This window comes from Paenibacillus sp. 481 (assembly GCF_021223605.1).
Taxonomy (GTDB): domain Bacteria; phylum Bacillota; class Bacilli; order Paenibacillales; family Paenibacillaceae; genus Paenibacillus_B.
In genome coordinates, this window is the sequence record NZ_CP075175.1 from 1457883 (window position 1) to 1481089 (window position 23207).

General features: G+C 42.3%; 24 protein-coding genes and 1 pseudogene. 11 read left to right on the forward strand and 14 right to left on the reverse strand.

All coding sequences use genetic code 11. The features are described 5' to 3' along the window. Positions 1-2 precede the first annotated feature (2 nt). The 4 genes from KIK04_RS06255 (at position 3) to KIK04_RS06270 (ending at position 4999) form a co-directional block, all read left to right on the forward strand. Positions 3-1445: a sensor histidine kinase gene (locus tag KIK04_RS06255; protein WP_232277435.1), complete on the forward strand. Its 1443-nt coding sequence runs from the start codon at positions 3-5 to the stop codon at positions 1443-1445. Between the two features lie 151 nt (positions 1446-1596). Then, positions 1597-2694 (forward strand): Fe(3+) ABC transporter substrate-binding protein, encoded by a 1098-nt coding sequence (locus KIK04_RS06260; RefSeq protein ID WP_232277436.1) that lies wholly within the window; start codon positions 1597-1599, stop codon positions 2692-2694. 2 nt (positions 2695-2696) lie between these two features. Further along, on the forward strand, positions 2697-4355 hold the full coding sequence (locus tag KIK04_RS06265; RefSeq protein WP_232278620.1) for an ABC transporter permease: 1659 nt from the start codon (positions 2697-2699) through the stop codon (positions 4353-4355). Next, complete coding sequence (locus KIK04_RS06270; protein WP_232277437.1) at positions 4352-4999, forward strand: ABC transporter ATP-binding protein; 648 nt, start codon at positions 4352-4354, stop codon at positions 4997-4999. Before KIK04_RS06265 ends, KIK04_RS06270 begins: the two co-directional genes overlap by 4 nt. Before the next feature lie 182 nt (positions 5000-5181). On the opposite strand, the gene KIK04_RS06275 is transcribed toward KIK04_RS06270, so the two are convergent. The 6 genes from KIK04_RS06275 to KIK04_RS06300 all read right to left on the reverse strand — a co-directional run bounded on the left by KIK04_RS06275 (position 5182) and on the right by KIK04_RS06300 (position 10889). Then, positions 5182-7143, reverse strand: a complete 1962-nt coding sequence (locus tag KIK04_RS06275; RefSeq protein WP_232277438.1) for a DUF2075 domain-containing protein — start codon at positions 7141-7143, stop codon at positions 5182-5184. Positions 7144-7445: 302 nt separating this feature from the next. Then, positions 7446-8402, reverse strand: coding sequence for a GNAT family N-acetyltransferase (locus tag KIK04_RS06280; protein ID WP_232277439.1), 957 nt, complete (start codon positions 8400-8402; stop codon positions 7446-7448). A gap of 344 nt (positions 8403-8746) precedes the next feature. Beyond that, positions 8747-9034: a hypothetical protein gene (locus KIK04_RS06285; RefSeq protein WP_232278621.1), complete on the reverse strand. Its 288-nt coding sequence runs from the start codon at positions 9032-9034 to the stop codon at positions 8747-8749. A gap of 69 nt (positions 9035-9103) precedes the next feature. After that, on the reverse strand, positions 9104-9535 hold the full coding sequence (locus tag KIK04_RS06290) for a HEAT repeat domain-containing protein (protein WP_232278622.1): 432 nt from the start codon (positions 9533-9535) through the stop codon (positions 9104-9106). 143 nt (positions 9536-9678) lie between these two features. Beyond that, entirely contained in the window at positions 9679-9861 is a 183-nt protein-coding gene (locus KIK04_RS06295; RefSeq protein WP_232277440.1) for a DUF3934 family protein, read from the reverse strand. Between the two features lie 572 nt (positions 9862-10433). Continuing rightward, positions 10434-10889: an ASCH domain-containing protein gene (locus tag KIK04_RS06300; RefSeq protein ID WP_232277441.1), complete on the reverse strand. Its 456-nt coding sequence runs from the start codon at positions 10887-10889 to the stop codon at positions 10434-10436. A 332-nt stretch (positions 10890-11221) separates the two neighbouring features. Here KIK04_RS06300 and KIK04_RS06305 point away from each other — a divergent pair, with 332 nt between their 5' ends. Next, positions 11222-12034 carry a metallophosphoesterase gene (locus KIK04_RS06305; RefSeq protein ID WP_232277442.1) on the forward strand — a complete coding sequence of 271 codons (813 nt, stop codon included), beginning with the start codon at positions 11222-11224 and terminating at the stop codon, positions 12032-12034. Positions 12035-12104: 70 nt separating this feature from the next. Here the strand turns inward: KIK04_RS06305 and KIK04_RS06310 are convergent, their stop codons facing one another. Further along, the gene (locus KIK04_RS06310) at positions 12105-14018 is read right to left on the reverse strand and encodes an acyltransferase family protein (protein ID WP_232277443.1); all 1914 of its coding nucleotides are present in this window, start codon (positions 14016-14018) and stop codon (positions 12105-12107) included. Positions 14019-14299: 281 nt separating this feature from the next. Here KIK04_RS06310 and KIK04_RS06315 point away from each other — a divergent pair. Next, positions 14300-15034, forward strand: a pseudogene (locus tag KIK04_RS06315) (methyltransferase domain-containing protein). 224 nt (positions 15035-15258) lie between these two features. Further along, a complete protein-coding gene (locus KIK04_RS06320) occupies positions 15259-15549 on the forward strand; it encodes a hypothetical protein (protein ID WP_232277444.1) in 291 nt (96 codons plus the stop codon). 124 nt (positions 15550-15673) lie between these two features. Here the strand turns inward: KIK04_RS06320 and KIK04_RS06325 are convergent, their stop codons facing one another. After that, positions 15674-16099: an NUDIX domain-containing protein gene (locus KIK04_RS06325; protein ID WP_232277445.1), complete on the reverse strand. Its 426-nt coding sequence runs from the start codon at positions 16097-16099 to the stop codon at positions 15674-15676. Positions 16100-16267: 168 nt separating this feature from the next. Between KIK04_RS06325 and KIK04_RS06330 the strand changes: the two genes are divergently transcribed. Further along, positions 16268-16627, forward strand: coding sequence for a hypothetical protein (locus KIK04_RS06330; protein WP_232277446.1), 360 nt, complete (start codon positions 16268-16270; stop codon positions 16625-16627). A gap of 134 nt (positions 16628-16761) precedes the next feature. On the opposite strand, the gene KIK04_RS06335 is transcribed toward KIK04_RS06330, so the two are convergent. Continuing rightward, entirely contained in the window at positions 16762-17340 is a 579-nt protein-coding gene (locus tag KIK04_RS06335) for a GNAT family N-acetyltransferase (RefSeq protein WP_232278623.1), read from the reverse strand. Between the two features lie 179 nt (positions 17341-17519). Here KIK04_RS06335 and KIK04_RS06340 point away from each other — a divergent pair, with 179 nt between their 5' ends. Further along, positions 17520-18278, forward strand: coding sequence for a GNAT family N-acetyltransferase (locus tag KIK04_RS06340; RefSeq protein ID WP_232277447.1), 759 nt, complete (start codon positions 17520-17522; stop codon positions 18276-18278). A 120-nt stretch (positions 18279-18398) separates the two neighbouring features. Here the strand turns inward: KIK04_RS06340 and KIK04_RS06345 are convergent, their stop codons facing one another. The 4 genes from KIK04_RS06345 to KIK04_RS06360 form a co-directional block, all read right to left on the reverse strand. Next, positions 18399-18839 (reverse strand): OsmC family protein, encoded by a 441-nt coding sequence (locus KIK04_RS06345; RefSeq protein WP_232277448.1) that lies wholly within the window; start codon positions 18837-18839, stop codon positions 18399-18401. 131 nt (positions 18840-18970) lie between these two features. Continuing rightward, a complete protein-coding gene (locus KIK04_RS06350; protein ID WP_232277449.1) occupies positions 18971-19492 on the reverse strand; it encodes a GrpB family protein in 522 nt (173 codons plus the stop codon). Next, a complete protein-coding gene (locus KIK04_RS06355) occupies positions 19486-19902 on the reverse strand; it encodes a GNAT family N-acetyltransferase (protein WP_232277450.1) in 417 nt (138 codons plus the stop codon). Before KIK04_RS06355 ends, KIK04_RS06350 begins: the two co-directional genes overlap by 7 nt. A 70-nt stretch (positions 19903-19972) precedes the next feature. Then, positions 19973-20821: a P-loop NTPase family protein gene (locus tag KIK04_RS06360; protein ID WP_232278624.1), complete on the reverse strand. Its 849-nt coding sequence runs from the start codon at positions 20819-20821 to the stop codon at positions 19973-19975. A 426-nt stretch (positions 20822-21247) separates the two neighbouring features. Here KIK04_RS06360 and KIK04_RS06365 point away from each other — a divergent pair, with 426 nt between their 5' ends. Both KIK04_RS06365 and KIK04_RS06370 read left to right on the forward strand, forming a co-directional pair. Continuing rightward, positions 21248-21454 (forward strand): helix-turn-helix transcriptional regulator, encoded by a 207-nt coding sequence (locus KIK04_RS06365; RefSeq protein ID WP_232277451.1) that lies wholly within the window; start codon positions 21248-21250, stop codon positions 21452-21454. Next, positions 21451-21840 (forward strand): hypothetical protein, encoded by a 390-nt coding sequence (locus tag KIK04_RS06370; protein ID WP_232277452.1) that lies wholly within the window; start codon positions 21451-21453, stop codon positions 21838-21840. The genes KIK04_RS06365 and KIK04_RS06370 overlap by 4 nt, the downstream gene beginning before the upstream one ends. A gap of 155 nt (positions 21841-21995) precedes the next feature. On the opposite strand, the gene KIK04_RS06375 is transcribed toward KIK04_RS06370, so the two are convergent. Beyond that, positions 21996-23018: a retron St85 family RNA-directed DNA polymerase gene (locus tag KIK04_RS06375; protein WP_232277453.1), complete on the reverse strand. Its 1023-nt coding sequence runs from the start codon at positions 23016-23018 to the stop codon at positions 21996-21998. Between the last annotated feature and the right edge of the window lie 189 nt (positions 23019-23207).

Sequence of the window (23207 nt, forward strand, 5' to 3'; positions counted from 1 at the left end):
CGATGAGACGAAAAATAACGCTACCTTTTTCAAACATTCCAATCAAATGGAAATTAACGATTTGGTCTTCCCTGCTGCTTTTTCTGCTGCTGGCAGCCTATAACGCCGTTCAATACATCGCTATTGAAAAGTGGATGGTCAAGCAGGAAAAAACGACCGCCCAGCAAGATATGCGGGAAATTTTAAATTACTTTTTGGAACAAGAGGTGGCCTTTCAAGAGGAAGACTACACACAAATTCGGCATTTTCTCGAAAAAATGAATCAACAAAATCAGCTTATCCGCATTTTAGACGCGAAAGGAAATCCCATTGTCGTCGTTACCGAGGATGTGTCCGAGCGTTGGTTAGCCATGATCCCTATTCCCGAAGCACAGTCGGCTGGAACCCAATACGTAACAGATAATTTGTTAATGACGAGAAGTCCTTTGACTATTTTCCATTTTAATGGAAGCATTGAAATAGTGAAAAACATGGAGGATTTCGAACGGCTGAGCAGCACGATATTTAATGTTATGGCGATAGGCTGCTTGGGAGCTATTCTGATTAGTGGCTTGGGGGGCAGACTTCTGGCGCGACAGTTACTCAAACCTTTACAATCGATGAACGAAACGATGACGAATATTAAGCAAAAAGGGCTCCATGAACGGGTTCAATTTAACGATAATCAGGATGAGATCGCTACATTGATGAAAATGTTCAACGAAATGATGGATCAGGTAGAACGATCCTTTCAACAACAAAAGCAGTTCGTCGAGGACGCTTCACACGAATTGCGAACGCCGATCGCTATCGTCGAGGGTCATTTAAAACTGTTGCAGCGCTGGGGGAAAAAGGACCCCGCTGTATTAGAGGAGTCGCTGCAAGCTTCCGTTCAGGAGCTATCTCGTTTAAATGGGCTCGTGCAGGAACTATTGGCATTAACTCGCGCAGAAAAAGGACATGCTGAGACCAATGTCCACTTACAGCAGCCTGACCAAGCGATTCACAAGCTTATCAAAAATGTTGCCGTCCTTCATCCTACGTTCCATTTCGAAGTCGAGCTACATTCATTAGCAGACGTGTCGCTCGCCATCTCCGAAACACATTTGGAGCAGGTGTTACTCATTTTGCTGGACAATGCCGTTAAATATTCTGGCGCAAGTAAGACGATCCAAGTTAGAGGCTCCTTGCTCCGAGATGCTGTCTCTATTGCTATTATTGACTTTGGCATTGGAATACCGGAACAAGACCTTCCGTACGTCAAGGATCGCTTCTATCGTGTCGATAAAGCGCGCAGTTCTGCACAAGGTGGGCACGGTCTCGGTTTGTCGATCGCAGCACGACTTGTGGAGAAGTACAATGGAGCGATTGCGATCTGCAGCGTGGAGAAGCAAGGAACGACGGTAACCGTAACCTTCCCGCTCGTTGCTCGTCATTCATCACCCGTCGTGAAGCGACCATTTTAAATCGATCAAATTGAAGCAACTATTATACTCGATTTTTAATTTTTTTTATTTTCACATCATTTTCTCATTTTCATTCGATACAATAACGTTACAACTAGCGATAATGATTTTCATTATCGGGACTATTTTAGAGATCGAGGGGTATTCACAAATGAGAAAAAAATATAGTTTTGGCACCCTGCTCGTCACGTTGATGGCATTGCTTGTCCTAGCAGGTTGCGGTTCAAGTCCAGCGGAAACGAAGACGGCAAACCCAGAATCACCGAAAAAAGATGCAGCTGCAACAACAGATAAAGAAAAAGTCGTGAACATCTTTACGGCACGACACTATGATTCAGACAGCGTGATGTTTGATGAATTCACGAAGCAAACTGGTATCAAAATCAATGAAATCAAAGGCACAGCTGAAGAATTGGTCGAGCGCATGAAGCGTGAAGGCGAAAGCACGGAAGCTGATTTGTTCATCACGGTAGACGGCGGCGTATTAAACTACGCGAAGCAGAACGGCGTACTTCAGCCTATCCAGTCCGAACAAGTTGATAAGAACGTTCCTAAACAATTGCGTGACACGGAAAATAACTGGGTAGGTCTCGCAACACGTGCTCGTGTTATCGTGTATGCAAAAGATCGCGTTAAGCCAGAGCAATTGTCCACATATGAAGATTTAGCTAGCGACACATGGAAGGGCAAAGTATTGGCGAGATCTTCTTCCAGCTTGTACAACCAGTCACTGCTCGCTTCTTTCGTTGAACTTAACGGAGAGAAAGCAGCCGAGCAATGGGCACAAGGCATCGTCAACAACTTTGCTCGCCAACCTGAAGGCGGCGACCGCGATCAAGCTAAAGCGATCGCAGCTAAAGTAGGCGATGTTGCGATTATGAACACATACTATGTCGGTAAAATGCTGCATTCCAAAGATGCAGAAGAAGTGAAAGTCGGGCAAAACATCGGTGTCTTCTTCCCGAATCAAGACACAACGGGTGCACACCTCAACATTAGCGGTGTGGGACTTACGAAACATGCGAAGAACAAAGACAATGCGATCAAGCTCATCGAGTTTTTGACGGGTAAAGAAGCACAAACGATGCTGACGCAAGGCAGCTACGAGTTCCCTGTTAACGAAGCAGCGGACAAGCCTGAATTGCTGAAGCAATGGGGTACTTTCAAAACGCAACAGCTTGATTTTGCGAAGCTCGGCGAGCATAACAAAAAAGCAGTTGAGATTCTCAACAAAGTAGGTTGGAAATAACAATGTCTTCTGTTTCCGTGATTGTACGAAACTTGAAACGACATATGAACGGATGGGTGGCGCTAAGTGTGCTGGGGGCCTTTGTGGCTCTTCTCCCATCCCTTTATATTTTTATTGGGCTTTTTCAACAGCCGAACGATAACTGGCAGCATGTGAAGGAATATGTGCTGAAAGATTCCGTCATTCAATCGCTATGGCTCGTATTAGGCACAGGCACGTTCACTGTTGTAATTGGCGTTACGCTAGCATGGCTAGTAGCCGCATACGACTTCCCTTTACGCCGCTTCTTTAATTGGGCGTTTGTACTGCCCTTGGCTATTCCGCCTTATATCGCGGCCTATACGTACGGTTCGATGCTTAGCTATACAGGAAGCATTCAAACTTTTATGCGCAACACACTCGGATCGACTCCGAATCAAAGTTATTTTGATATCATGTCCATGAAGGGTGCTATTTTTATATTTACCCTATTTTTGTTTCCTTACGTGTATTTGATCACGAAGACGTTTCTAGAACAACAGAGCTCCGCATTTATCGAAAATGCAAGGCTGCTCGGTAAAAATTCGCTGCACATTTTTTTCAAAATCGTGCTGCCTCTCTCGCAAGTTGCAATTATTGGAGGCGCAAGTCTCGTTGCTTTTGAAGTGTTAAACGATTTTGGCGTTACGAAGCATTTTGGGATTTCCTCTTTCACGACTGCCATATTTAAGACGTGGTTTGGCATGTATGATGTAGAGACCGCCATACGCTTGGCTGCATGGTTGATGAGTATTATTATCGGATTGTTCGTCGTCGAAAGACTGCTGCGCAAACGCAAACGGTACAACTCTCCAACTAGCAAAATGAATCCGCTTAAACGGAGAAAACTGCGCGGATTCCCTGCGTATGCAGCACTGTTTTTGAGTATACTTATTTTTTCATTATCCTTTTTAATTCCTGTGGTGCAATTGATCATCTGGGCAACGTGGACGTATCAAGATGTCTTAAACGCCAAGTTTGCGGAACTCGTAGCCAATACGTTATCGGTGTCCATCCTATCGATAGTGGTGCTGATGCTGTTTGCCGTTATCGCAGCCAACGTAAGTCGCGCCTCGCGGCGCTCTACGTTTACGCTTATTTTAACGAAATTATTGGCGATGGGATATTCCATCCCTGGTGCGGTACTATCCATCGGCGTGCTTGCCGTGTTCATCTCTCTAGATAGCCAACTGAGTGGGCTATACCTATGGCTGGGATGGGGCACCAACAAGCTAGTGCTCAGTATGTCGCTCATTATGCTTATGTTCGCTTACGTGATTCGCTTCCTTGCGGTGGGCTTTAACGCTGTGGAAGCTGGATTCGAGAAGATTGGCACTCGCTACTCTGAGGCCTCTCGCCTGCTCGGCATGGGGATGACGCGCACCTTTTTCAAAGTAGATTTGCCGCTGATTAAAGGTGCCCTGCTCACGGGTTGTATTCTCGTGTTTATGGAAATTGTGAAGGAATTGCCGCTTACGCTTCTGTTGCGGCCCTTTAATTTCGAAACGTTGGCGACGAAAACGTATCAATACGCCAGTGATGAGCAAATCCATCAGGCAGCTGTGCCTTCGTTATTCATTATCGCAGTCGGTATGTTATCGGTCTTTGTCTATCATTGGTTAGGAGAGAAGCATTCAAAATGACTTTTATTGAGATATCGAACCTTTCATTCGCCTATGAACATGGAACTGCAACTGCGGTACGAGATTTCTCCTTACACATGGATAAAGGAGAAGTTGTCGGCATACTCGGGCAAAGCGGATGCGGGAAGAGCACCCTGCTACGGTTAATCGCTGGCTTGGAAGCCCCCGATTCGGGAAGTATCATCATTGCTGGAAACACGCTGGTCGATGAGCGTTGCTTTGTTCATCCAGAGCAGCGCGGAGTGGGCATGATTTTTCAGGATTATGCGCTGTTTCCTCATTTGACGGTGGAGCAAAATATTTTATTCGGCCTTCATCGGCTTGGAAAAAAAGAACGAATCGCACGCCTAAATGAAATGCTTGCGTTGATAGAGCTGCGGGATTTCGGCAAAAGGTATCCCCATGAGCTTAGCGGTGGGCAGCAGCAGCGCGTGGCATTTGCTCGCGCGTTGGCTCCCCAGCCGAATATCTTATTGATGGATGAGCCGTTCAGCAATTTGGATGCCGATCTGAAGCAGAAGATTCGGCATGATTTAAAGCACATGTTACGCGCAGCCAACATAACGTCCATTTTGGTCACGCATGACAAAGAGGATGCGGAGGCCATCTGTGATCGAACGGTGCATATGTCGAATGCGCGATGAGCCATGTAGAAGCAAGCGTTGAGGCGAGCGTTAACGCCAACGCTGAGGCTAACGATGGGGCTAATATTGGAGCTCCCCCGTTAAGGCTAACCGTTCGGCATGTACAAACCCCCGCCCTGATTTGCGCAGTGGCGGGGGTTTGTACTAAAGCATTATAAGTTTTCCGAAAATATAATAGTATTTTATATTTCATCGATTCCTATTTCTTTTAAATAATGATATATCCCATCATAAAAGTCACTTTTTCTTGTCACATCCTGATCGTCACCATTAGGCACAAATATCACCAAGCCTTGTCTTGCCCTCGTAAGCAGAACTCGGTAAGCATTTTTTAAATACAAAATATTTTCTGCTTTGTTTATTTTATTCCATCTTGTTCCTGTAAAATTGTAAAATGAGAAAGTACCATTTTCAACACGTAGGTTTGCATCCCAGCCTACAATACTCCAGTCCATTTCAAGCCCCTGGATGTCGAACTCGGTTACCGTATCCTCTAAAAAATATGATGAGCGGACATCTGTATCATCGTTTAAAAACCAATTAACCGCATCAGAACGATTTTGTACCCAAATTCCGAACGGACGTAGCCTTTTTGCACCAGAGCTTGCTGTTAACCCATATCTTTCTGTACCACGTGCTTTCTCTTTGACCCACTTCTTCGCGGTCGTTATCTCTCTTGTTAGTACTATCGGATAATTAGACTTAAGGTCGTTATACAACCGCTTAGCTGTCTCTACATCGGCGTCTAGTACAGCTTTTACAAGTGCTGATACATTTTCACTCCTAAAAGACCTTAGAGATACAGAGAGATGCAACTCATTGAGCACGTTATAGTTTAGCCCTTCAATCAGTTCACTAAATTTTAATTCTTTTGTATATTCATAATCTGATATTTGGTCTGAAACATAGACATCCCATTCAGGAAATTTCTCTTTAAGTGCAGTAAACCATTCTGATAATCCTCCCTCACCAACATTAATCTCTTGACCTCCACCGATTAGACAGATGATTACGGACCAGTCCATATGTCTGTCCATAACACTAATTAAGAACTCCGGCTCCGACATTTCGAAATCGGATAGCCCCCTTTTCGTTTGCATAAATTTAGACGTTTGTTGTAAATTCCAAGCACGCTGTGCTTCGTCAAATATCGCAACCTTTTCAATAGGTGCCTTCTCTACGGTTAGTGCATCATCTCTAAAATGATGAATATTTTGAATAAAGGCTTTTGCATTCTTGGTAGCCTGGCTTTTTGTAATCGCTCCATTTTTCCTAGCGAACTCATCACGAGCTAACGCTTCCTGTAGCACATCCACTAGCGGCCCGTTACCCGATAAAAAGATTGCATGTTCATTTTCATCAAACTTATGTCGTTCGTTGGCAATATTGAGACCCGCTAATGTTTTACCTGCCCCCGGGACACCGGTTACAAAACAAATTGCTTTTTTGTTACTAACTTTACACTGATCAATAATCTTATTGATTGCGTGTGTTGTAGCGTTTAGATTTTTTGCTCCTGCATCATTTCGGGATATTTCACTTACATCATGCCCCCTATAGAGCGCTTGTGCCGCCTCAATAATCGTTGGTGTTGGCATGTACAAAGAGTTTATCCATTTTTCAGGATCAATTGATTCATTCGTTATAGAGGCACTCAGCTTAACTAACTCTTCATGCAAAGTCTCACTATTGCACAGAATCGGTTTACATATGTTATCTTCAAACCATGCTATCGTATTATGTACTTTGCCGGCTTTAGTTGCGATGACCATTGGCACTAATATGTTATTGTGGCTTTCTTGATGAAAGTTTTTAAGATCTAACGCATAGTCACTAACCTGATCGATGGCATATTTGTGATACTCACGCTCACCTACTTTAAATTCCAATAAATAAATAACGCCAGAATAAATGAGTACACAATCAATTCTTTTACCTATGCGCGGAATTGTATATTCAAATATAATATGACCACTTTCAAATCCTCGTAGCACTTCTTTTAGCATTTTCATTTCACTTATCCAGGCATTTCTTTGGAGATCGTCTAAAGAAAATGGATTATTTTTGACCAGTTCTCCTAAAATAAAACTATCCTCTTCTAGTAAAAACGTTTCTACACTTCTCGCATAATATGATCTTTGCATGCTGCACCTCTAATAATAAGTCTACTATTTCCATTCTGATTAACGAATGCTTAGAACATATGTAAAAAACCTCGGCATAACCGAGGCTCTTAACTCAAATATTTACTCACATTTCCGACTTAACCAAGTGAAAATATGTTTTTTCGTCCAATTATACCAAGGTTCTGGATATTCATGACCTTCTTTTATACATTGATAAGGTATATAAACGTGAACTGGCTCATTACTATTACCTTAGAACATTTTACCACCTTTGATGTTGGACACTCAACATTATAAGCTAAATAAAAATCATTTTAGGCTTACCACCTAGCCGCCCAAACCTCTATCTCCACCTTCAGCGAAGGAATCGCTAATGCAGGAACATAAGACATCGTCATAGCAGGTGGCGTGCCACCGTGAAACTCGCTCCACACCTCATTAAAATACGCCCAATCCACGTTCTCTGTTGCCCAAATATTAATTTTAATGACATTATCGACAGATACAGACTCCTCCTCTAGCACCCGGCTAATATTTTGAAGTGTGTTATGAACCTGTTCGTTCATATCATCTGGTAAATCACCATTCACATCATTCCCAACTTGTCCCGAAAACACGAGCAGCTCTGCCCCTTTAGGAACAGTCGTCAAATGCGTATAAGGTCCAATCGGCGGAACAATGCTCTGCGGATTTTTACGTACCACTTTCACTTGAACCTGCTCCTTCTTGCTTTCCACAAAATCGTCCTTAATCATCGCCAACGTCTGATGATCTTCCCAATGCCCGTTAATCTTTACATTTTTCCGCGCGATACCTTCCTTCGTGAATCCTGCTTTCAGCAGCACTTTGATGGAACCCGTATTATGTGGCATGACCCCCGCCTCGATACGCTGAAGGCCTAGTTTCTCAAAGACGTATTGAACGACCAGCTTCACAGCTTCCGTCATATACCCTTTTCCATTATGGTCTTTGTCCAAAAAGTAACCGATCCAACAACCTTGCAAAATATCTCGCACGACCTCGGATAAAATAACCTCGCCAATTACTTTTCCAGACCCCTGCAAGCCAACTAAAAAGACATACCCTCTGTCATCTTCTTTCAATTCCACAGCGCCATTAATTCTGTCCACTTGTCCTTGTAACGTATAAAAGGACTCTTCTCTTAGACCCGTAAATAATTGAAAAAAGGTTCTGTTATTCACTTCGAGTTCTAACAATGACTGCGCGTCTGATTCCTCAACCAATCTTACAAAAACATGTTCGCCATTTAACTTCATCTTCCATCGCTCCCCTTTTTTGAATACAAAAAAACACCACAGGTAACCTGTGGTGTACACAAAAAAATATGTAACCACAGGCATGCGACCTGTGGTGAATTTTCCACCGAATCCTAATAAAATCATACTAACTCAAGGATTTAAGTCGCAATCATCCAATTTTGGACACACTTCTCCCGTAGTTAGCACAATCAAAGAAAATGGCATGAGAGTACCCTATACCTTTGGACAAAGATTTCAACGATGTCTTTTTCATGTGGATACCCTCCTTTAATCATAAATGAATATATTTCAAGTAAGAGCGTACAGCTTCTCACTAGGTTTGTCAATCAACTAACTTTATATTATTTGCCAGCATACTCCGCATTTGCGGTATCCAGCATCGATTTCCAATTCGCAAAGTTCGTTTCCCTAGCGACATGACGCTCGAACAACTCGTCGGGAATGTTATTAATATCTTCATGAGTCTCGATTTGAAACTTGCCTTTCTCTGCAAACTCACCAAAGCTTTGGCAAGTGGAATGCTTGCTCATGAAAGCATCATTAAATAATTTGTCTAATGAGACATGATTCGGATCTTCTTGCATCGTTTTCTGACCTTGTAATTCCTTTAATAAATCTTCAAATGACATTGGTTTCTGTTTTCTCAGCTTAACCACTCCCAGATCTGTTTTTTTGTTCCTATTTCCCTATTTTCCTGTTTACTTTGTTGCTAATGAAGCCCACGTTTCCTCAAGCCACTGATCAAAATCAGCGCCCTTTTCACCTTCATAAATATCATAAACGTCGCTTCTCATTTTTTGTAACTTCTCTTTGAATTGTTCAAAAGAATGCCCTTGTGGCAAGCTTTTTTTAATTCTCAGCAAAATCTTGGAAATTCCTTTAATCAAATCGCCTTTTTTCTTCGGTGGCAATTGAACATCTACGCCAAGTTGTTTGAGCTGCTCGTAAGCTGCTTCTTGAACTTGATACACAGTATCATTATTCATTCTATGCGTTAACACGTCGATTGTTTGTTTATTTTCCAGCTTGCCTAATTGTTGAACAGCCTCTAAACGCTCTCTCCAATTAGCCGAGCGATTTGCAGACGCTTTTAACTGATCATACTTTGAGACAGCATCCAGCTCTGTAATTTCTTCAAGATTGTCGTGCTGATTGTCATTATTTAGTTCATGGTTTTCCAAATAAATCGCATCCCATTCTATTTTTTATGAAAGAAGCCATTTAATAATAACATGCCTGCTTTATGCTGTACGAAAAAAAGCTGCAAAAGGCTCTATTTGTCGGACTTTCCGCCCTTGTCATTAGCGGGACCTTCAGTCCCCTTCTGATTTTTAGTGCCTTTGCTCTTATAAGGCTTAGGTGCGCTCTTTGCTCTGTTAGCACTAGCCTGCCACCGATTCCAGCCTTTCTTGTCTGTTCCCCTACCTGTTCCGCCCTTGCCTTTTGCTTTACTCAAAAAATCACTCCATTGTGTTAGTACTTAGCTCTTAACACCATATTTTAGATAAGGCATTTTTGATTTTATTAGGCTAACTTGCCGCTACATATAATTCTTACCATCAATATCACATCAGATTCACATTAACGTTGAGCCGACGCCAAAAAATGCATACCTAAGAATATCATCAGATAAATAAGTTCTTCTCCAATGATCATTCTTAGAGACGCATTTCACTGAAGGGTTTATCCACCACTAATACTTTAGCACGTAAGCGATCTAAATACGAATCTAAATTTACGGTGGAGTCAACTGTCTTCATCCCCTAAGCAGCGCAGCAGCGTATGAAGTCCACTCCGAGGTGATATTCATAGTATTTTAGCACTATATAATCCAATAAATGTTTGGACTTTAGTATCATTCTTGCTATATTTACCATTAAATAATGATAATTAAATGGCGTGTCGGAACAGTCATTGTAAATAACGGTACGACATCCCTCTCTGCATTTCGGCGGACCATGAATTCGCTAACAAGTTAAAAAACGCCTCAATCCACATCGTGGAGCGTCAGTCCGCAACTGCCATACATCAAAGATCCGTATCGTTCTTCGTCACGTCAATACGTTCGAATCTCTCACATACGAGTAGCATATCTTCTGAAAATTCAAGCCCAACCTTCTGCAATTCCGAACGGAAGTAATTCACGTGGATACTTCTCCAGTTGTCGTAAGTACCATCACCTTCCTCTAACGCAAACGCCTCTGTCACCTCGTTCAGAGGCGTTAACGAAACTTCAATCGTCTTCACAATGGCGACGGGTTCATCCTGACCATTCAAAATAACACCGTATTGACCCGCCACAGGTAACGGCATATTTTCCAGCTCGTAGAACACATGCCCTGAACACGTTGCTGTTTTAACCCCTGCTACTACCTGCTCAGCTAGCCTATCCGGCGTATCCCCGAACTTCCATTCACTCACGGAGGATGGGCGCACGCTATTTCCCCAATATTTTTCCCAGAACGCTTGAGCTGCTTTATTCATGGTCAAACACCCCTATTTACAAATATGCTATCGCATCATCTATTATTGCTACTCTAGCATTTCTAGGCATATCATATGTATCTTTTTTCAAAGCGAGCGGATTCACTTCTACCGTTTTTCCCGCTCCATTTTCATCAGCCCCTTTATAATAATTTTTCTTTCATATACAGACATTCGCTTACTATCCTACAATACGCTATAATTCCTTCGCCCTCCGACAGGTAGATAGTGGAACAAAAACAAACCACATAGTATGATAAAATCAGTCTATTTTCGCATAGGTGGTAATCCTGATAATGGTAATCATAATAGTAACAATCGCAATCGCGATAGTGTTAATAACTAGTCTCGTATTCCAAACTCTATTCGTAAAGCGCTCGTATTATCAGCTTAGTAACAAGTCCAATATTAAATTTACCGTTGTTCAATTATCTGATATCCATGGTCGCACTCGCTTTATGAATGGCTCACTAAGCAACATGGTCAACAAGATTCAACCGGACTATGTCATGATTACAGGGGATCTCGCCTCGAAAAAAGAGCATTTAGCACGCGTGTTAACAGAACTGCAAAATATAAAGTGTCGCAACATTTATTTTGTACCCGGTAATTATGAACGTGAGGGAATACATAAGCTTCGTAAATATACTTTTTCCACAAAAGAATACGAGCACATTATCCTTTCCCTCCAGCATCAAGGGATAACGGTTCTCGAAAACAGTGGCGCAACGGTGAATATTCATAATAAGCAATTGTTTATTTACGGCTTCGATAACTCTATCTACGGAAATGAACGAGTCCGTGTAAGCGATACAGATTTACAACACTATGACTATGTGATGCTGCTTGCTCATTCTCCAACGATCATCAAAATGATCGAGGAGTATCAACTGCCCTATGATTTGCTACTTGTCGGGCATACACATGGTGGCCAAGTAAGACTGTTTGGCCGAACGATAGGCGCATATAAGGATTACCATGTTGGGCTTAAACGCTTAGGTGAGCGTAAACATTTCTATATTAACCGTGGGTTGGGAACCGTGAAAATCCCTCTTCGATTCGCCTGCCCACCCGAGATTACGGTATTTCAGATCGGAGATCACGACAAGCAGCGTCGAACTGGCGATAAGAACAAAAAAGGATAGGTTGTCAGATACCTTCTGACTGCCTATCCTTTTTCTTTTTCTGTGACTGGAATATCTCCGTTTCTCTAACCTAACTAGCCTTTGCTAACGACCTCACCATTGCCGCTAACTTTGACGCGTAAGCTCGAGCTCCTTGGGGACGAAGATGGGTTCCGTCTGGCTCAAAGTAAGCATCCTGATTCTGACTGGCAGCGTACCAATCGAAAAGTGTAACGTTCGGGTACGCCTGCGCGACTTCCACCAGCTTGTCATTTACTTCGCTTTCCCAACGCTCAGGCATCCGAGTATTTACCAGAATAATATGCTTCACATCTTGCAAAGAGTTCATTTGCGCTTCGAGCTGCTTCTGATTAAAGACACCGTTCGTTCCGAGTGCGATAATAATGTACTCTCCCAACTCACCGTTCTTTTGAAGCTTAGTAAGCGTATCAGGTAATGTCCACATCTGTCGTCCGATCTGTGCATCCACAAACGCACCGGGCAGCAGTTTCTGTAAGTAAGGCGCCACGTCAACCATAACGGAATCGCCAATCACGGTTACTGACCAGTCATTGTCCGCTTCGATGCTACCATGCGCCTTCGATTCTTTTTCCCTCGACTTATCGTCGGGCTTCGAGGTAGGCTTTGGCTTCTTCGGCAATATAGGTTTCGGTTGTAGTCCCTCGACTCCCTGCTTGTGCGATGAGCTTGTGTTGCCTGTCTCTACTGATGAAGAATCTAGGCTACTTGAAGCCGATTGTATGGACGACGCCTTGCCCTCGTAGCCCATACCGAGGCCAAAGAGGACGAGCAGCACGACCATACAAGCCGATGCAGCCCATTGCCGCCACGTGATGGTGTGCCAAGTGTGCCAAGTCCATTCCTTGGATTTCAGCCTTGTCCATCGTGTACCAACCGCGCCTCTACGTATCGGCTCTTCAATATAACGCCAAGACAGAGCAGCAAGGGCGAGGCTTACAACAAGCTGAGCAATAGCACGGACAGCATTGAATCCATTCGTGTCCACGACAGGACTACTCAACATAATAACCGGATAATGCCACAAATACAGGGAGTATGAACGTACTCCAATCCATTGCAATGGCTTCCAGCCGAACAGCTTGTTTAAGCGGCTGGCAGGATGGGCAAGCGCAGCCATGAGCATAGCTGTAGCTGCCGCTAGCAGCACGAGCCCCCCACGGTACACAACAGAATCGTACTCACTGATATGGAACAGCATGTAGATGATAATTATGAATCCAATGGAGCCAATCATATCGATAATCTGCCTCGTCTTGGGTCCAGCTTGGCCTGAGAGCCGCTGGCGAGGACAGATGATAGCAAGTGCGGCGCCGATAAGCAGGGCGAACACCCGCGTATCCGTGCCATAGTAGATGCGGCTTGGATCAGTGCCCGGTTCATACATAACAGCCATTGCGATGGCTGATACAGCTGCGGCGACCAAGGTCCACGCGAACAGCCAGCCTCGTCTCATATCATATCGCAATGCGATGATAAGCAGGAGCGGCCAGATCAGGTAGAACTGTCCTTCCACAGCCAATGACCATAAGTGAGTAAACGGCGATGGCGGCCCAAAACTATCGAAATAGGATACTTCGCTTAAAATGAGAACCCAATTGTTCGCATACAGAAAGGTTGACCAGATTTCTTTATGTAAGGAAGGAAGCCGTGAAGGGTCCATCACCGTCAGCCAGGCCACAGTGACGAGGAGCACGGACAAGAGCGCGGGCAGCAGCCTGCGCGACCGACGTATATAAAATGTCTTTAGGTTGATGTCATCGTTCCGGCGCTTTTCTTCTAGCAGCAAATCAGTGATGAGATATCCGGACAACGTAAAAAATATGCCAACACCCAAAAAGCCTCCGTTCGCCCAATCCAAGTTCATATGATAAGCGATAACAGCAAGCACGGCTAACGCGCGAAGACCGTCAATACCGGGTAGATAAGCGTTGTTACTTGCTGATTTATTGTGTAACCATTTCATTGTTGCTCTTGTTGTCTCCCTCTAAGAAGTAATAGAATGGTCGACTTCCTCTAATGTTAGGGGGTACCGATGACTCTATTATAGGCAGCCGTGTATGAATGTTTCGTTACGAATCCATTACAGTTCAGAATCAATTTAGTTACCGTTCATGACGATAGTGGCATAGCCGATCACTCGACTAACCCCCATCTACGCTTCGTCCTATTATGAAGAGCGTTGCAGGGACTCGAACCCTTGCCTTTTCATGGTATAATCAGGAAAACGACTCAAGGGGGCTCGCTATGCGTTACAATGGTTCTCAATTTTACGATAACAACAGCAACTTTGAAACTTATATGGAACGTCGACAGAGGCAAGAGAACGCTAATGATACGCTCGAAAAGCCTATCATCTGGGAACTTCTCGGCGATGTCTCCGGAGCGAACATCTTAGATGTAGGCTGTGGTGACGCTAGATTCGGCATCGAACTATTCAATAAGGGATGCGCGGAATACATCGGCATTGAGGGATCGCGCAATATGGTACAAGCTGCCGTCAAAAATTTAGAGGGCCAAGGGTATAACGGAAAAGTCATTCACACCACGATTGAAAATGGAGAGTACCCTCATGAGCATTTTCACCTTGTGCTCTCAAGGCTTGCGCTCCATTACATCGAAGATGTTAGAGCTGTATTTCGTTGTGTGCAGCAGACTTTGAAGCCAAACGGAAGGTTTATATTTTCGGTCGAGCACCCTGTCATCACATCAACCTTGCAACAGTCCGGTACGCGAACGGACTGAGTTGTCGATAATTATTTTGCTGAAGGTTATCGTGAACAGCAATGGCTAGGCGGAACGGTTCACAAATACCACCGCACCGTAGAGGATTATTTTATGGCCCTGCAAGAAGCAGGCTTTACCGTCGAACAATTGAGAGAATCCAAGCCGATCAGAGAGAACCTTATTAACGAAGAGACGTATGAACGCAGGATGAGAATTCCGTTATTTTTATTTTTCGCGGCGTCTAAAAAAGAATAAAAAGTATACCGAGAGGGGCAGTCGCTACCCCTCTATTTTCATAACATCATCTACGCTTATTACGAACTTCTCGCCACTTCATTCAGGCGCTGTTTTCATAAACGTTGTTGTTTTGTATGCAACTTTGAAATAAGCTCAATTATCTATTAAAATATCAATAAAATGGAATTGAAAAATGCGGCAGATTCAATAGCATTATCGCATCGTTTAAAGGGGGCATTTACGTGGAATTTAATTTCGTAGAAATATTAATATTATTCATTGGTGTTTATCTACTCTTAGCGGTCAATAAACTTGATGATCGAGTAAAAGGTATGCAGCGCACTTTAGATCAGATTTCTAAACACTCTGGTGTCCCTGAGAAGGCGATAGCTGATGAATTACAACATGAATTACGACAATTAGTTAATGAAGGCAATTATGTCACAGCCGTAAAAAAAGCAAGAGAAACATTAGGGCTTTCATTATTAGAAGCCAAAAAATATGTTGATGCTTTGAAAATTGAAGGTAAATAACTTGTACCTCCTTCAATTTGTGGAGGGAGAAGCGAGCTCTTAAATGAGTTCGCTCTTTTAGTATGAATAACTAGGCCTCTCTTAACATTTATCGGAAGCGCGCCAACTAATCCTTTTACGACAATCACCGCGTACTTCGGTTTAACAAATGATCAATAGCAGGGACTGTGAAACATGCTAGATTTGCAGGCAATTGATCCAGACCAAACCATCTCATATCTGCAATCGCCCCGCCCGACTCCATATTACGAGCTTCTCCACCTTTTACATTCACCTCATAGATGGCTGAAACCCAATGTTCCGCAGATTCAGGTCGAATCGTTTCCGCCATGCACAGTAAACCCTTAATCTCAACCTCAAGGTTCACCTCTTCTTTCACTTCACGAATGACGCATTGCTCAAGATGTTCATACGGGTCTAGCTTGCCGCCTGGTATGCTCCACATGCCTTTTTCCGGATTCCGATTCCGTAGTAGCAATAAAATCTCACTGTGCTCGTTCAAAATAACTGCTCCCACACCCATTCGGGGAAGTACATTATGTTCATTCATCTCATTCACTCATTCCCTTGCTTATTAAGAAACCATATACCTTTACCCAACCATTATAATACAACCATGCTGTTCCTTACCCATGACAACAGTCCAGTCCAAATCTAGACGGATGCATAGTATACCTTAGGTACATTCATTATGTGTTCGGGAGTGTGAACTATTAGCATGAGTATGACTACCCCAATGTCTGCTACAGATGCAGTCGGAAGTGTAAGTCCAGCAGGATATGACTATGGCCTATGTCAAACGATCGGCTGGCCTCCTACAAGTCAACCGAGCCCTCCGTTTATACCCAATCCCCCTAACCCATTAGATTTAATTCCGTGTCTTGATAAGTGGGCTTATTTTTGGACAAATACGAAGCTGGGTAACTTTTGGATGTATATTCGAAAAGTTGTATTTGGACTACCGCATACCGTTGTCGGTTGTGTGCTATTACCGAGTCAGTCGGGACATCTGAGATATTACATGATTGAGGTAGAGCTTAGATATATAACGTCTCACATCTGTTCCCATCAAGGCTAAGCTAATAACATAGTACATCCAAGTCGGTGAAGTCAGTAGCTTAATCAGTAGCCGACTTTTTTCTATGGCGTAAAGAACTAGGGCAAATTCACATGTCGTTTAACCCCTACCTAACATAGAGGCTCTTTATGGCTTTATCCGGTTACAAATGCGAAGTCCTCTTTTAACATGCTGTACATTTCTAAATCGACGATTCCTTTGCCTGACCATAGCGCTGCTTGTCTTAACGTGCCTTCATAGGTGAAGCCATTTTTCAATAGCACCTTCTTTGAAGGGTGATTCGGAGGCATCACTTCCGCCTGAATGCGGTTGACGTTAACTTCCGTAAGCAAAAAACGAAGCACTAGGCTCACCGCCTCAGTAGCGATACCTCGTCCCCAATACGATTCCGCCAAAAAGTAGCCAATCGTCACTACGTTTACTTTTTGATTAAAGTCGAAAGCTTCAATAATTCCACACAGCCGCTCGGGTTCAGCATTGGCGAATATCCCCCACTTGACCCGCAATCTTTTATTGTAATCTCTTTCAAAATGGCCAATCATGTTCCTGACCGTCTCTTTATTATGTTTAGGGATAATGCCGCAGTATTTAAATACGCTGTCATTGCTGTAGATGTCAAACACTGCATCAAGATGGTGAACCTCGATCTTTTTCAAAGTCAAATTAGCTGACTGTAAGCTAGGAAACTGTGCAAAAATAGCTTCTACGTTCATTTCGTCACCGTCCGTGTTCATGTTCTTCGCTTGTGCCGACTTTCCAATTCCATGCGTTTGATTACCACAATTATACTCCTCATATGGGAAACATGAACAGCTTAAAGATCTCTTTTGTTGTATTTTTATTCATATTAACTTATTATTACTCAATACTAACAAGGAGGTCACCTATACGTATGAAATATCAATTTATCGAAGAACTATCCCTGAACAACTGGCCGCCCCTATCCACTTTACTGTACGACGGCTGGATATTGCGCTTTGCCGATGGCTACACCAAACGCGCCAACTCGATTAACCCTATCCATGATTCGACCCACTCAACTATCGACTTAAACCTTAAAATCCAACATTGCGAGCAACTCTATTTTGACAACAACTTGCGTCCCACATACAAAATCACACCCTTTGTTCAACCGCCACATATCGATGAAGTCTTGGAAGAACAGGGCTACTCCTTAATCGATACGACAAGTGTCCAAACCTTAAACTTGGAAACGATCAACGAACCCCAACTACACGCCGTCCACATAGATGAACATGTGAATGCGGAGTGGTTAGCGGATTTTTGTAGACTCAACCATATTGATGACAAATATAAGCGCACTATGGAGCGAATGCTCTCCAACATTCACACGAAAAAGGGCTTTATATCGTTGTATAGGGAAGGACAAGTCGTTGCTTGCGGGCTCGGCGTTATCGAGAGAGAATACATAGGGCTGTATGATGTCGTGACGGATACGAGCTATAGAAATCAAGGATTCGGGGAGCAGATGATTTTGAATTTGTTAAAATGGGGCAAAGAAAACGGCGCGAGGTACAGTTACTTAGCAGTTGTAGCGAATAATGAGCCTGCGTTACGACTATATTCGAAACTCGGTTATGCGGAGGTTTATAAGTATTGGTATCGGGTGAAGGACTCTGTTCAAGGGTAGAACATGTAGGGATTGTAAGGCTGCACAGCAAAAAGAGGGGCTCAGTTCTAATTCTCGGCCCCTCTTTACTACTCATATCGTAACGAATCATCGTTCTAATGCCGAATATCGCTAGCGTAATTATTCCAAAATGATTTTGTTAAGCACAAGAGACACAGGATTATGAATCGTATCCCCAACTGGGCAGGTGCGCTCTATAAATTCCACGAACTTCTCCACCTGCTCCAACGAAGCATCAGTCTTGACATGGATGTTATATCTCACTTCCGAATAGCCACGCCGAACATCCGATTTGTTCATAAATCCGTCTGTATCAAGGTCTCCTTCCACCTCAACCCAGAATTGTTCTAACTTAATGTTGAACTTCGGGGCATACACCCTAGCCACAATAGATTGGCAGGCTCCCAGCGCACACAGCATCAACTCAACTGGATTCATCCCCGTATCCGTGCCACCTAGTGATTTCGGTTCGTCGATCGTAATTTCAAAATGTCTAGACTTCGCCTTTACGACCATTCCATCTTGTAAGTGCGCAGTTGCTTTAAACGTCTCAAGCGGCATCCTAATCCCTCTTTTCCAAAAGTCCAGTGGTTACTTAATATGCCTGTCGCGCCGATGTTTTCACCGAACTTCAAAGTATGTGTCTAGTATATTACACTTTAGAAGGAATGATTAATCCTATTTAATCATTTTCATATATTATCGAACCCTATCTTCTTTAAAATAGAATTCACGAAATCGGTCTTTAAATCCGCGTAGGCCAATTTATCTTTGTTATGTGCTTGCGATAGCCTTTCCTTCAACGCTTGATATGCCTGAAGTGCGGATTCATGCTGAATTAAATAATCTCTAAACGCAAGTTGCCTTAATAAATAAGGACTTCCTGTTCGGTACATATGAATTTGATGCGTTCTCGGTTCACCTTTACTGAAATAATGCCTATCCGGTAAGATGTTTATTCCCTTGTAGGAGTACCCTAGGCTCTCCAATCCTTGCACACATTCGTATCCTTGTTGAAAATCTGTTAGCTCAATTGCAATATCAATAATTGGCTTTGCACTTAAATGTCTCACGGCGGTGCTGCCGATGTGGTGGACAGCGACAATTAGCTCCCCAATTTCTGTGTCGATTCTCTTTTTCTCTAATAAAAATTCCGTTTTCCATTCCTCTGTCCAAGGAACAAGAAACACTTCACCTTTAGGTAATCCTAGCATGACTGTCCCCCAGCAACCTTACACATCGGCTCCCCAAATCTTGCGAAATCACTTTTAAAATTTAAATTTGAGTAAAAACTCTTCGCATCTTCAGTAGAAATAAGGAAGATCAGCACGTTATCTTCTAATTGCTCATGAAGACGATTGACTAACTCTTTACCTATCCCATGTTTTTGGTACTCCGTATGCACTGCCAAATCATTTACATAACAGTCAAAGGTGAAATCCGTCATAGCCCGTAAAAAGCCAACTAGCTTATCCTCGTGCCAAGCAGAAATCATAACGTTAGCATTCTCAAGCATGGATTGAATACGGTGTATTTCAGTTGGACGGCGCAAACCTGATTGTTCATAGATGTGCAACACCTGCTCTGCTGTAAGCCTAGGATTCGTCACGTATTTGATTTCCATAGGTTTCACCAACCTTATTCGATGGGAGTATGATTAGACATACGATTCTTTGATCAAGCCCTACTTATTCTCACCTAAACACAGAATCCAACAAACACCCCGCCAACACTTGCTTATACTCGGCTAAATGAAAGGAAGAGTTGTCCACTTTTTTCTTGGCTATCGTTAGGCCGTTAAATATTTCATCTTCCACATGCTTTCTTGCCTTAAGAACTTGCAAAGTTCCCTCTAACCCTTTATAGCCGTGCTTTTTTCCGTAGCCTTGGTTTGTGTAATATTCAATAAATCCCTTTGACCAATCTTCAGTTCTTTCCTGAACAGCCTTTTTAAAAGAATGAGCGAGATCGCCCTGCTCTACGTAAATCAACAGTGGATTAAGCTGCTTCACAATCGTTTCCAGTTCCGTAACATAGCCTATAACGTCTCCTTTGTTTGCGCCATATTTAATCATCCCCACGGTGACAGGGTTTTGAATGAAACAACACTCGAACACAAACGTGTCTGAACTATTCAGAGCACGCTCTGCGAACCTCTTCCACTTAATTATTATCATTTCTCTATTTTGATGTAACGGCAATTCATAAACATCATGTTTGGCCACTTCCCACAGTAATTCATCTGGGAACATTGATCCGGATTCATTTATTATTTTTCCATATTCCAGGAAGTAATGATTGTCTTGTTTAATCACACGATCACATAACAAATCTCGATATTTTTCATTATTTCGTACTAATTCATCGAATTCATGTTTCTTAAAAGAAGCTACTCCCTCATAATCAGCAGGATGCTCCGGATTCCCCTCTACAAAAAGCTGAGATGTCATGTTCATTTCTGTAAGAATATCATGCACGAGCTGAGCGGTCGTTGTCTTCCCTGATCCCGGCAATCCCTCAATCAAAATTAATTTCGATTTCATCATCAAATTCCTCCATTATCGGTTGGGAGGACAAGCAGGTGAGAATCACTAGAGATGCGACTTCCCATAACACAAAAACGGATACCAACAGGTATCCGCAGAATGGGCTTATGATATACCCTTCCCTGCACTCCCTGTAAGATTAAAGAAAAGCACGCCGAATAAAATAGTGTCATCACTATTACAGGCATCCTTTTAATTTGGTAGTCTTTACAGAGTAATCCACATGATAGGGTGTATGCTCCTTTGTTTGCATCTCTATGATTTCAAATTAACACTGGGCATGGAAAAATTAAACATTAAATTTCATATGCGTATTATAATTTAGGCTCATTAGGTGTAAAACATATTTGACACGTAATCATAAATTTTATATATTCAAGATGTAAAACATGTTTTACACTCGAAAGGATTGTGCTTTGTTCCATGAATAATCTGATTAAACCATTTCGCGAGAAAAAAGGGATCTCGCAAGGAAAATTGGCTGAACTGTGCAATGTGAGTCGTCAAACCATTAATGCTATTGAAAATAAAAAATACGACCCCAGTCTGCAATTAGCTTTTGATATTGCCAAGCACTTAGGAGTGACTGTTGATCAACTATTTTTGCCGGAAGGTGATGATAAATCATGAGCAGACGAAAAGTCGGTTCCATCATCATGGGAACAGCTACGCTAATTGTAATCGGATATGCCATTTACAGAGGACTCACTGGAAATGAGATTGGATTTAATGAAGTGTTCTCTATCGCCGCCATATTATCCATATTCTTATCTTCGATCACTTGGGGGTCTAAGCAAGAAAAAGACGGAATTTTACAAGAAGAGGAACTAGGACAGCGTATCACCGAAAAAAGCTCTAAACTTAGCTACTTGCTGCTCACTATTTTCATTCTTGGGGCAGTAGGGTTGGATACATACATAAATGGCACAGTTAATATGTTTCTATTAGCGTTACTTGGCTTATCTGTGATCCTATTGCCGATTGTAGAATTTTTCTACGCTAGAAGGTACCAGTAATATACCCTTCAACGAATTACATAAGGGCTATCCTGCGCTAGTTCACGTCATATAGCCCAGATAGCCCAGTATCTATAGTACTGGCATCTCACTCTCCCCATCAAGACATTTGCCATTGATCAGTCGGATGCATTCTATCGCCAGATCTATGCTAATTAGTATTCCCACAGTATTTGATCCAATTGACGAATCATATCTAGGCCTAAATCTGGATTTATCATTTTAATAAAATACGCCTTTCCATAAAGATGCTCTTTATAGTTAGAATTTCTAATATTTCTTTGTCTCATATGACCGTTTACTCCATACTTTTTGCAATAATAAATTTCTTGTCGTAATGACCGAATCATTTCATTTGGAACATTAACTTTTTGATTTACAACAAGACCTGTCACCATTTGCTTTTGATTGTTGAATTGTATTCTTAATTTTTTATAATTGATTATAAATCCTTCATCCGTTAAGATCTTTTTTAAAGTTCCTATATAATTTGTGATGGATGAAGAACCTGATAACGTTATATCATCAGCATATCGACTGTACTTAGCTCCTATAGCATTTGCAAGCCCACTGATACGTTTATCTAGTTTTTTGCATACAATATTGGATAAGTACGGGCTTGTTGGGGCACCTTGCGGTAAACAGTCATCTTTAGTACACAAAGTTGTTAAAATAGAGGCCACTTGCTTGGTATAACCTAAGTATCGATACAGTTTATAAATCTGTATGCCTTTAATACTGGGAAAAAAATTGGCGATATCTATATTAACGATACACTCTTGTCCTTCATGGATTTTAGCATTATCAAGGATAGATCGCTTTTTCCTAAAGCCAAAAGCATGTGAGGAAATTGGAACCTGACATGTAATGTGATCCAATATCCATCTTTGAATCATCTTTAAGGGGTATGATGGAGCTTCAAGCTGCCTTGTGCCTCCACTTTTTTTAGGTATTTCAAAAGAATGATAATTATACTCCTTGTTATACATATAAGACCGCATATCTTCTGGTGAGCATTCAAGCAAATAACATAAATGATCAAAATCAAAAATAACAGCCACGGAATTGGAAATAAGTCTTTGTGCATATAACTTTACCAACTGGATATCATCTGTTGGATATTGTTCTTGCACCATCTGTTCTTCTAACAAAATCAAGTAATTGAGTGAATTGCTCATCTGTACCTCATAAATATACTCTTAAGTAATGAGAGACCTTCTACCCATTTTATGGCCTAGCACACACACTTTAATTAGAAAGAACAATAAGTGCTTTTCTTATTGTTCGGGGGAGAAGATTGTAGCAAGCGGAGCGGCGGAGATTTTCTTCCCCGAGCAAAAAGTCCCCTTACTATCATCGAATAACGA